The following is an 8736-nucleotide window of genomic DNA, read 5'->3' on the forward strand; positions in this document are numbered from 1 at the left end:
AAGACGCTCTACAATCGCTGGAAGCGGTGGAGCGATAAGGGCGTGTTCCTGCGGATGATGGAAGGTTTGGCTGCGCCTCAGTCTTCCGAACGCAAGACGGTGATGATCGACGCGACCTATCTTAAGGCGCACCGCACGGCATCAAGCCTGCGGGTAAAAAAGGGGATGCTGGCCGCCTGATCGGACGCCTCAAGGATTGGCGCCGGGTTGCTACCCGCTACGATCGATGCCCGACAGCCTTCTTCTCCGCCATCGCCCCCGCTGCCACCGTCATCTTTTGGCTTTGATCAACGAGTCCTGACCCAAGAAACGTTCGATCGCGGCTCCGTCTCTGGGCCTTGCTGGGGGGGGCGTAGCGGAATCAGGCGCTGGTCGTTGCCTGGCCGAGCTGGCGGGCGAGGGTGACGAATTCTTCGACGCTGACGGTTTCGGCGCGGCGTTGCGGGTCGATGCCGATCGCTTCCAGTGCATCTAGCGCGCCGGGGACGGACTTGAGGCTCTGGCGCAGCATCTTGCGGCGCTGGCCGAAGGCTGCGGCGGTCAGGCGTTCGAGGATCTTGAGCTGCACGCCTTCGGGCGCCGGCTTGGGGGTGATATGGACCACGGCCGACATCACCTTGGGCGGCGGGGTGAAGGCGCTGCGATGCACCTTCATGGCGATGCGCGCGTCGCTGCGCCACTGGGCGAGGACGGCGAGGCGGCCATAATGGTCGGTGCCCGGTTTCGCGACGATGCGTTCGGCCACTTCCATCTGGAACATCAAGGTCAGGCTGGACCACCAGGGCAGCGGCGCCCATAGCGCAGACAGCCAGCCGACCAGCAGGGCGGTGCCGACATTATAGGGCAGGTTGGCGATGATATGGGCGCCATCGCCGGCCTCGGCACGGGCATCCACCTCCATCGCGTCGCCGGAAATGACGCGCAACTGGCCGGGGAAGGCCAGCTCCAGTTCGGCGAGCGCCGGCAGGCAGCGCCGATCACGCTCGACCGCGACCAGCCGTCCGCCGGCGCGCAGGATTGCGCGGGTCAGGCCGCCGGGGCCGGGGCCGACTTCGAACGCGGGCTGATCCTGGATGCCGCCGGGAATGGCGGCGATCCGGTCGAGCAACTGTTCGTCGAGCAGGAAATTCTGGCCGAGCGCCTTGCTGGCCTGAAGCCCATGGGCGGCGATCACGTCGCGCAGCGGCGGCAGAGTGGGGCGGGCGTCAGCCGGCATAGGCAATCCGTGCGCGGGCGGCTTCGGCCGCCATCTTGAGGGCGGCGATCATCGCGCCGGGATTGGCGCTGTCGGTGCCGGCAATGCCGAAGGCGGTGCCATGATCGGGCGAGGTGCGCACGATCGGCAGGCCCAGCGTGATGTTGACGCCATCGTCGAAGTTCAGCGTCTTGATCGGGATCAGCGCCTGATCATGATACATGCAGAGCGCCGCGTCATAGGCTTCGCGGGCGCGGGCATGGAACATGCCATCGGCCGCCAGCGGGCCGACAATGTCGATCCCTTGGGCGCGCAGCGCTTCGATCGCCGGGCGGATCACCTCGATCTCCTCGCGGCCGAGTGCGCCATTCTCCCCGGCATGCGGGTTGAGGCCGGCGACGGCGAGACGGGGGCGGGCGATGCCGAAATTGCGCTGCAACCCCTTCACCGTGGTGAGGACGCGCGCGCGGATCAGATCGATGGTCAGCGCCGAGGGCACATCGGCCAGCGCGATATGGATGGTGATCGGTACCACCTTGAGCGACGGGCCGGCGAGCATCATGACCGCGTTCTGGGCCGAGACGCCGCAGCGTTCGGCGACGAATTCGGTCTGGCCCGGATGGGTGAAGCCGACGCCGTAAAGCTGTTCCTTGCCGACCGGCGCGGTGACGATGCCGGCGGCCGATCCGGTGCGGGCAAGGCCGACCGCGACCTCCAGTGCCTGGAAAGCGGTACGGGCGCCGTCGATGCTGGGCGTGCCGGGCACTATCTCGCCCGCTTCGGCCACCTGCATGCAAGGCAGGGCGCGCTCGAACACCTGCGCGGCTTCCTCGGGCGATCCGACGATCTCGACCGGGCCGAGCCACACCGCGCGCAGCGATGCAGCATCGCCGACGGCGAAGAAGGCGGGCAGGCCACGCGCTTCGCGCATGACCCACGCCTTGGCCACGATTTCCGGTCCGATGCCTGCCGGGTCGCCGAGCGAGACGGCGAAGGGCGGCAGGCTGACCGGATCAGTTATATTCGATAACGGCATCGCGGCGAAGATCGCGCAGATAGATGCGGGCGCGCTTGTTGACGCGTTCCTCTTCCAGCTGGGCCTGGATCTGTTCGGGATTGGGGGCGTTGGCCGACTGCGGCTCGTCGCGGCCGCAGACGATCAGGACGCGGACGCCATCGTTGATCGAACCGAAGGGCGGGGTGGATTCGCCGACCTGCAGATTGACCAGAATGTCCTGCAGCTGGGGCGGCAGGTCGCGCAGCTTCACATTGTCATTGTCGACCACGTCGGCGCCGATGCGGGCGCCGATCTCGTTCGCCTGACCGCAGCCCTTGATCTCCTTGACCGCGGCGGCGAAGGTCGCGGCCTTCTGGCTGGCGGCTTCCTTGCTGGTGCCGGCCGGGAAGAGGACCGACAGCTGCTTGAGGCTGAGCAGCGAATCGCGCGGATCGGCGGTCAGCACCTTGCGCTTATCCATCACATAGATGATCGACATGCCGCCCACCGTCTCGATCGGGCCGGCGAGCTGGCCGACCTGCAATTCGGTGGCGGCCTGCGCCAGTTCGGTCGGCAGCTGGCTGGGGCGGACCCAGCCGAGATCGCCGCCGACGACGGCGGTCGAGGCTTCGGAGAACTGGCGGGCATAGGCGGCGAAGCTGCCGCCCTGTTTGATCTGTTCGATGATGTTGCGGGCGTTGGCCGTGATCTGGTCACGGTTTTCCGGCGTCGAGGACAAATAGATTTCGCTGATCCGCACTTCGTCGCTGCCCTTGGCGGCATTGAGGCGATCGACCACCGACTTCACTTCGTCTTCGGAGACGTTGACGAAGGGCTGGATGTTGCGGCGGAGCAGGCGGCTCCAGGCCAGTTCGCCCTCGATCTGACGCTTGATGCTGCTGGCCGAGCTGCCCTGTTCGCGCAGATACTGGTTGAACTGGTCGGGCGACTTGCGGAAATTGGCCGCGACGCGCTCGTAGCTCTGGTTCACTTCGGCCGGATCGATCTTGATGTCGTTCGCCGCCGCTTCCTGAATCTGCAGCGTTTCGTCGATCAGGTTGCGCAGAACCTGGACGCGCAGCCGTTCCTTTTCCTCGGCCGACACCTTGCCGCCATTGGCGGTGATGATGAGGGCCAGGCGCTGATCGACATCGGTGCCGGTGATGATGCGGCCGTTCACGATCGCCGTCGCCTTGCGGACATTGGGATCATTCTTGCCGAAGATGGTGACATCCTTGGGCAGGTTCAGGCCCTGATCGGCGTCATCGTCGACGGCCTGGGCCGACACGGTCTGTGCCGCCATGCCCAGAAGGGCGGTGGACAGGAACAGGGTGCGCAGGCCCGAGCGAACGGATTTGGGCGAGAAAACGACAGAAAGCATCGTCGGCAAAAATCTCCAATACGGTCGGGAGCCAATGCCCCGTTCCGCCTTAACCGGTCCTGAGCGGACGGCGGGAAGGCAGTTCCTTATATGCCAATATTGCGAAAAGCCAGCCGCAGCTGGAAGCTGTTGCCGGCGCGCGCGTCACCGTTGGTCTGATAGTCGCGCCGCCATGTAAAGCCCAGCGTCAAACAATCATCCTCATAGGCAACGCCGAGGCGCTGGCGCACCGGCTCATAGCCGTCGGCCGTGGTGCCCGGATCTTCCTGCGCGCCGGTAAGATCGATGACGGTCGAGCCGAACACCGACCAGAAGCGAGCGAACTGGATGCGGCCGCCCAGGCGCAGTTCCTCGCGGTCCTGCAGATCCTCCAGCGTGATATTGGCGTTGCGGTTGAGGCGCAGATAGCTGATCTGGGCATAGGTCTTCTTGCTGCCCACGGTCGCGTCGACTTCGTTCCGGCGGACCGCCAGATTGTCCTTGTCGACCCGGAAGCGCTGGGTGAAGCTGACGAAATCCTTGTAGCGGATGGTCCAGCGGCCGACGATGTCGGACATGCGGTCGGACAGGCCGGTGCCGTCGGGCAGGATGCTGGCGCGGTTGTCGAGCCGGTAGCTCTGGCCGACATTGGCGTCGAGCGTGAAGTCGGGCAGCGCCAGATTATATTCCAGGCCATAGGTGATGCGGCTCGAATCCTCGAACCGGTCATAGCCCGCGAAGCGGTTGAGCGCGAAGAGGTTGCTGTCCTCCAGATCGACCGACCGGGCATCCTCATTGGGCACCGACAGGTTGGCGAGGTGCGGCGAGGCGACGATCTGGATGCGTGGGGCGATACGCTGCACGCCGCCGAAGGCCTCACCCATGAAGGGCCAGCGCATGTCGACCGCGGCGGCGGCGATGCCGCGCGCCTTCCAGCCCGGATCGCCGGCATAGCTGATCGTGTCGGTCAGCAGATTGTCGCTGCTGTGATAGACGTCGCCGCGCAGATAGGTGGTGAAATTCACTTCCTGGCCAAGGCCCGTCAGCTTGCGCAGATTCCATTCGAACGCGGCAAAGGCGCGCTGGGTATCCTGCCCTTCGGTCCGGGTGATCGCCAGCGTATTGGCCTGGAGTTGCATCTGGCCGCCCAGCAGCGGATCCTTCATCCGCAGCCGATAATCCATGACCGGCAGGGCGATCGGCATCTGACCCTGGGGATCGTCGACACGCAGCGTCTGCACCGCCCAGCCGGCGAGCGAGAAATAGCTGTTCTCGCCGATCCGCTGGACGCCCAGGGTCGAACGCAGCCGGTCGTCGCGGCTGATGTCGTAGCGGCGCAGGAAGGTGCGGTCGGTGGCGACCCGGATCGATCCGTTGACGCTCCATTCAGGCGACAGCTGCATGCCGCCGCTGGCGTCGATCGCGCCGCGAATATCCTTTTGCGAATCGGTTGGCGTGATGCCGCTCGACCGGCTGCCATAGGTGGCATAGCCGGTGATCTGATAGGCACCGCGATCGTAGAGATGGCGGAAATTGCCTTCTATCATCGGCAGCGAATCGCTGTAGACGTGCGGCGTGACGGTCAGGTCGCGATTGGGTGCGAGCTTGAGATAATAGGGGACCGCGACCTCGAAGCCGTTGACCCGGTCATAACGGATATTGGGGACCAGAAGGCCGCTGCCACCATCGTCGCCGACCGGATGCGATAGGCCCGGCACCGGGATCAGCGGCAGGCCGAACAGCTCGACATTGGCGCGGGTATAGGAGACGCGCTGCTTGGTCGGGTCATACACGACCTTGACTGCGTTGATCTGCCAGGTCGGTTCCTTGGGGCAGCCGTCGCTGCCCTCCACCGGACAGCCGGTATAGGCGGCGTGGTGCAGCGTATAGACGCCATTGACCCGCTCGCCCTTGGTCGCGGCCATGCGGCCGCCCTTCTGGAGGACCAGCAATATATTGTCGACCGCGCCATCCTTGAGCGTATCGGTGACATCGAAGCGGTCGCCATAGGCGACGTTGCCGTCGGGATCGATCACCGAGACGGCGCCCTGCGCCTCCACCTTGCCGGTGTTGCGGTCCCACACGATCTTGTCGGCGCGCAGCCGGTTGCCGTCGCGCAGCAACTGGACATTGCCGGTGGCGGTCACGACCTGGCTGTTGGTGTCATATTCCAGCGTATCGGCGGCGAAGCCGATTTCCTGGTCATTGTCGGGCACCGGCGCGTCGGGCGCGCTGATCGGCGTCTGGGGCTCATTCAGCTTGGGCTCGGGCGCCTGTTGCGCATGGGCCAGCGGCGCCGCGAGCAGGCAGGACGAGGCAGCGCCGGCAAGCAGCGCCTGTTTGAACGACAGGGGAAACACGGAAATCTGCAAGCGTAGGGGCCTCTTTGTGGGCACTTCTGGTCCCTGCCTATCGCACTGCTTGGCCCGCGCCGCAATCGCTGCTCGCATTCGGGACGGCGGAAATCCGCCGAATGGCTTTGCAGAGCGGCAAAGCCGCACTATCTGGCTGAAACAAGAACGACACGGCATTCCAGAGAAAAGGCCCCCAGATGGACATCCAATTCAGCCCCACGCGCCCCCAGGTCGACACGTTGGTCCTTGCCGTGGCGAAGGGGACTGTCGACAGCCTGCCGCTTACCGCATCGGCCACGCTGGTCGCCGGCGCCGCCGCCGCGCGCTTCGCCGGTGAGGCGGGTGGCAGCGTCGAGAGCTTCGTCGAGGAAGGTGGCGCGGTGCTGCGCGTCCTGCTGCTGGGCATCGGCAATGGCAGTGCGGCCGACCTGGAGCGGGCCGGCGGCGCGCTGACCGCCAAGCTGTCGACCAGCGGCGCGACCCACGCAGCGGTCGAATTCCCGGCCGGCGTCAGTGGCGAGGATGCCGCCCGGCTGGGCCTGGGCGCACTGCTGCGCAGCTGGCGGATCGACACTTATCGCACGCGTCAGCCCGAAAAGGCCAAGCCGACGCTGGCGACCGTGACGATCGTCGCAAACGGCGCCGAGGCCGAATGGGCCAAGCTGTCGGCGGTCGCCGCCGGTGTCGCCTTCACCCGCGAGCTGGTGTCGGAACCGGCCAACATCCTCTATCCCGAAAGCTTCGTCGCGCGCTGCCAGCACCTGGCTGATCTCGGCGTCAAGATCACCGTGCTGGACCGCGCGGCGATGACGGAGCTGGGCATGGGCGCGCTGCTGGGCGTGGCGCAGGGGTCGGCGCGCGAGGCGCGGCTGCTGGCGATGGAATGGGACGGCACCGATGGGGCCGCCGAAAAGCCGGTGGTGTTCATCGGCAAGGGCGTGACCTTCGACACCGGCGGTATCTCGCTCAAGCCCGGCCCCGGCATGGAAGACATGAAGTGGGACATGGGCGGCGCCGGTGCCGTGGCGGGCGCGATGAAGGCGCTGGCCGGTCGCAAGGCCAAGGCGCGTGTCGTCGGCATTTGTGGCCTGGTCGAGAATATGCCCGACGCCAATGCCCAGCGCCCCGGCGACATCGTGACGTCGATGTCGGGCCAGACGATCGAGGTGCTGAACACCGACGCCGAAGGCCGTCTGGTGCTGTGCGACGCGGTGACCTGGGCACAGAAGACCTATGAACCCGAAGTGGTGATCGACCTTGCCACCCTGACCGGCGCGATGATGATCGCGCTCGGCAGCGAGCATGGCGGCCTGTTCGCCAACGACGACGCGCTGGCCGACGACCTGCTGGCGGCGGGCAAGACCAGCGGCGAGAAGCTGTGGCGCTTCCCGCTGTCGGAGGCCTATGACAAGCTGATCGACAGCCCGATCGCCGACATGAAGAATATCGGTCCGCGCTTCGCCGGCTCGATCACCGCTGCCCAGTTCATCAAGCGCTTCGTCAACGAAGGCGTGAAGTGGGCGCATCTCGACATTGCCGGCATGGTCTGGTCGGACAAGCCCGGCGCCACCGCCGACAAGGGCGCGACCGGCTATGGCGTGCGCCTGATCGACCAGCTGGTGGCCGACAAGTTCGAGCGCTGAAGCCGGTGCAGGTCGACTTCTACCAGCTGAGCCGCGATCCTGTGGAAGGGGTGCTGCCCGCGATCGCGGCACGCATCCTGGACATGGGCGCGCGGCTGCTGGTGGTGGCCGACGAGCCGGAGCGGCTGGCCCGCATATCGGCGGGCCTGTGGGCGGGGCCACCCGAAAGCTTCCTGGCCAATGGCCTGGCAGGCGACGGGGTGGACGCCGCCCAGCCGGTGCTGTTGGCGCAGAGCTGTGACGCTGCCAATGGCGCCAGGCATGTTGCGCTGGCGGACGGTGTATGGCGCGAGGAGGCGCTGGGCTTCGATCGCGCCTTCTATTTCTTCGATGCGGACACGATCGACGGCGCGCGGGCCAGCTGGCGGGCGCTCAGCAAGCGCGAGGGCGTGACCCCGCGCTTCTGGCGGCAGGAAGGCCGCAAATGGGTGCAGGGGCCGTGAACGCCCGGAAATAGGGACTTCTACCAAGCCCTCTCGCGCCCCTCTTGCGAAGTGATCCGGCCCGGTCTAAAGGGCGCGCAACTTTATTCCAACAATCCGGAGTTATGAGGGCCATGGCCGTCACGCGCACTTTTTCGATCATCAAGCCCGACGCAACCCGTCGCAACCTGACCGGCGCCGTCACCAAGATGCTGGAAGAAGCCGGCCTGCGCGTCGTCGCTTCCAAGCGCATCCGCATGAGCCGCGAGCAGGCCGAAGGCTTCTATGCCGTTCACAAGGAACGCCCCTTCTTTGCTGACCTGGTCGCCTTCATGATCTCGGGCCCGGTCGTCGTCCAGGTTCTGGAAGGCGAAAACGCCGTGACCCGCAACCGCGACATCATGGGCGCCACCAACCCGGCCAATGCCGACGCCGGCACCATTCGCAAGGAACTGGCCGAATCGATCGAAGCCAATTCGGTCCATGGTTCGGACAGCGAAGAAAATGCCGCGATCGAGATCGCCTATTTCTTCAAGCCCGAAGAAATCGTCGGCTAAACCCGACACCCGTCCCCGGACGAGCAAAAGGCCCGGCGCTCCCGCAAGGAGCGGCCGGGTTTTTTGTGGTTGGGGATGACGGATTTGGGTGGGAACAAGACATAGCCCCTCCCTTCCAGGGAGGGGTTGGGGTGGGTTGCGAGCGTAGCGAGCTTCTGCCCTATCGACCGTAGACCGCCGCTACGCGGCGCACCCACCCCCGGCCCCT

7 protein-coding genes and 1 pseudogene are annotated in these 8736 nt (G+C 66.0%); 4 read left to right on the forward strand and 4 right to left on the reverse strand.

The features are described 5' to 3' along the window. Positions 1-287: pseudogene (locus A0U87_RS24075) on the forward strand (IS5/IS1182 family transposase); the annotation flags it as partial. Between the two features lie 74 nt (positions 288-361). Here A0U87_RS24075 and rsmA read toward each other — a convergent pair. The 4 genes from rsmA to lptD form a co-directional block, all read right to left on the reverse strand. Next, on the reverse strand, positions 362-1216 hold the full coding sequence (rsmA, locus tag A0U87_RS24080; RefSeq protein ID WP_048938567.1) for a 16S rRNA (adenine(1518)-N(6)/adenine(1519)-N(6))-dimethyltransferase RsmA: 855 nt from the start codon (positions 1214-1216) through the stop codon (positions 362-364). Further along, positions 1206-2231 carry a 4-hydroxythreonine-4-phosphate dehydrogenase PdxA gene (gene pdxA, locus A0U87_RS24085; RefSeq protein ID WP_137406089.1) on the reverse strand — a complete coding sequence of 342 codons (1026 nt, stop codon included), beginning with the start codon at positions 2229-2231 and terminating at the stop codon, positions 1206-1208. The genes rsmA and pdxA overlap by 11 nt, the downstream gene beginning before the upstream one ends. Then, positions 2209-3573: a peptidylprolyl isomerase gene (locus tag A0U87_RS24090; protein WP_048938569.1), complete on the reverse strand. Its 1365-nt coding sequence runs from the start codon at positions 3571-3573 to the stop codon at positions 2209-2211. Before A0U87_RS24090 ends, pdxA begins: the two co-directional genes overlap by 23 nt. A gap of 86 nt (positions 3574-3659) precedes the next feature. Continuing rightward, positions 3660-5924, reverse strand: a complete 2265-nt coding sequence (gene lptD, locus A0U87_RS24095) for an LPS assembly protein LptD (protein WP_048938570.1) — start codon at positions 5922-5924, stop codon at positions 3660-3662. 179 nt (positions 5925-6103) lie between these two features. Between lptD and A0U87_RS24100 the strand changes: the two genes are divergently transcribed. From A0U87_RS24100 to ndk, 3 genes are all read left to right on the forward strand, one after another. Next, positions 6104-7549: a leucyl aminopeptidase gene (locus A0U87_RS24100; RefSeq protein WP_048938571.1), complete on the forward strand. Its 1446-nt coding sequence runs from the start codon at positions 6104-6106 to the stop codon at positions 7547-7549. A gap of 5 nt (positions 7550-7554) precedes the next feature. After that, entirely contained in the window at positions 7555-7992 is a 438-nt protein-coding gene (locus tag A0U87_RS24105; protein ID WP_048938572.1) for a DNA polymerase III subunit chi, read from the forward strand. Between the two features lie 113 nt (positions 7993-8105). Beyond that, positions 8106-8528: a nucleoside-diphosphate kinase gene (gene ndk / locus A0U87_RS24110; protein WP_004210674.1), complete on the forward strand. Its 423-nt coding sequence runs from the start codon at positions 8106-8108 to the stop codon at positions 8526-8528. The last annotated feature ends 208 nt before the right edge of the window (positions 8529-8736 follow it).

The sequence above is a fragment of the Sphingobium sp. MP9-4 genome (assembly GCF_005281675.1).
GTDB lineage: Bacteria > Pseudomonadota > Alphaproteobacteria > Sphingomonadales > Sphingomonadaceae > Sphingobium > Sphingobium yanoikuyae.